The organism is Paenibacillus sp. 01T422 (genome assembly GCF_056398785.1).
In genome coordinates this window covers 1-2,035 of record NZ_JBFTQB010001041.1, presented here as the reverse complement: position 1 = coordinate 2,035, position 2,035 = coordinate 1, and the positions used below count along the sequence as shown (strand labels likewise).

Annotated in this window: 3 protein-coding genes; 2 read left to right on the top strand and 1 reads right to left on the bottom strand. The window is 46.0% G+C overall.

Translation table 11 applies throughout. The features are described 5' to 3' along the window. Nucleotides 1–385: GNAT family N-acetyltransferase (locus AC1DUA_RS35230; RefSeq protein WP_477504162.1), on the top strand; the 385-nt coding region annotated here is incomplete at its 5' end. Nucleotides 386–425: 40 nt separating this feature from the next. On the opposite strand, the gene AC1DUA_RS35225 is transcribed toward AC1DUA_RS35230, so the two are convergent. Then, the gene (locus AC1DUA_RS35225) at nt 426–788 is read right to left on the bottom strand and encodes a hypothetical protein (protein WP_477504161.1); all 363 of its coding nucleotides are present in this window, start codon (nt 786–788) and stop codon (nt 426–428) included. 190 nt (nt 789–978) lie between these two features. On the opposite strand from AC1DUA_RS35225, the gene zwf reads away from it, so the two are divergent. Beyond that, nucleotides 979–2,035, top strand: a 1,057-nt coding sequence (zwf, locus tag AC1DUA_RS35220; protein WP_477504160.1) for a glucose-6-phosphate dehydrogenase, incomplete at its 3' end; no start/stop codon positions are given.

Below are 2,035 nucleotides of genomic sequence, written 5' to 3'. Positions count from 1 at the left end.
GTTAGTACCCTTTTCCAGACAATATCACTCAGGCATTTCGATCAGTTTTTCAGAAATTCGCAAGCGGCTGAACCACAACAAAACGTTCGTGGCAGCTAAAGGATATAAACAGCCATGCGGCTTCATTTCGGTTATCCGCAAATCGAACGTGCTGTTCGTCGATATGCTAGCGGTCGATCCCCGTGAGCAGGGAAAAGGATTGGGGAAAGAGCTCATGAAAATGGCAGAGGAGTATGGGAAAAGTGAGCGCTGTCGTACAGCAGAGCTTTTCGTCGATGATAGCAATCCCAATGCCATTGGCTTTTACTCAAGCAAAGGGTATGAAATTGAAGAGTATTTCCCTGAGCTAAGCTGCTTCAGAATGAAAAAGAAGCTTGTTCGGTAAAACTAGGCTGCTGATGCGCAAGTCATCGGCAGCCTTTTTTTCATTCGCTGAACATAACAGCAACCCGATCGAGTGGAATATCGATGGCACCTGAGCTAGGAGCTGAGCCGTCGAAAAGCGGCATTCCGAAGAAATTTAATCGCTCTAGTTGCGGCTCTGGGCTGGATGATTCCGAGTTTTCTCTCTTTGTTTGGACAGATTTCGCTTTCGCAACAGTTTTGCTTTTCTTCTTGGATGTCGCTCCACTAAGCGTCGGGCGAACTTCTTCATTAAGGATGAGCGTATTTTTCTCTAAACGGCTTAAAACTCCGAAGATTTGGGAACCATCATTAAGATAAAGCAGAACTGGCTTTCCGCACAGGCTTTTGCAAGCTTTTTCAGTAATCGGGTCAATGGGCTGCATAAGAGTCTTGGCACCTCCGTGTTTGTATGTATTTTAGCCTATTCGGAAGGCGGCATTTCGGTATAGACGAATGTCTAGGTCGGTATAAGAATTTGTTATAGGGAAAGTTCTCAGAAAAGTTGAATAGCTTGACAATTTTAGGTATGCTAAGCATATTAACTAATCCTAATAGAGAAAGAATGATGCATATATGAGTGGAGCTGTATTTTATATTTTCGGAGCAACTGGCGACTTGGCGAAAAGAAAGCTGTTTCCAGCTTTTTATAGCTTGTATCGTGAAGGGAAATTAGGAGAAAATTTTGCAGTTGTTGGTCTCGCTCGCAGACCGCGGACGAGCGAACAATTCCGTGATGACGTGAAACATTCAATCCAAGAGTTTGCCCGTTACAAAATTACAGATGATGAGGAATGGACTCGCTTCGCAAGTCGTTTCGAGTATATGTCATTGGACATCAACAATGTCGCTGGCTTCCACGAGTTAAACGTGTTATCTACAAGACTGGATGAACAATATCAGACAGGTGGCAACCGCTTATTCTACCTGGCTTTGGCGCCAGAGCTTTTTGGCAATGTGTCGTACAACTTAAGCGAAGGTGGCTTGCTCAACACCAAAGGTTGGCACCGTCTTGTCATTGAGAAACCATTCGGCTATGATCTGCCTTCGGCTGAGCGTTTGAACGGTCAACTCCGTCAAGTGTTTGAGGAAAAGGATATTTACCGTATTGACCACTACCTCGGTAAAGAGATGGTGCAAAACATTGAGTTTGTGCGCTTCGCGAACGCCTTCTTCGAGCCGCTATGGAACAATAAATACATAGCAAATATTCAAATTACATTAAGCGAAACCGTCGGTGTCGAAGAACGTGGCGGATATTACGACCACTCCGGCGCTTTGCGCGATATGGGTCAGAACCATATGCTGCAAATGTTGATGATGATGGCAATGGAGGCGCCTAGCCGTCTGCATCCGGAAGATATCCGCGATGAGAAGGTTAAGGTTCTACGTTCTCTGCGCCTATTCGAAAATGGCGATGATGTCCGTGCGAACGTCGTTCGAGGTCAATATGCGAATGGTTCAAGCAAAGGCAAAGCCTTGCCGGCTTACCGTGAGGAAGACTCCGTGAACCCGCAATCGACGACAGAAACGTACTTCGCTGCGCGTGTACATGTGGATAACTTCCGTTGGGCTGGTGTGCCGTTCTACATCCGGACTGGGAAAAGACTGCCGGTCAAAACAACCGAGGTTG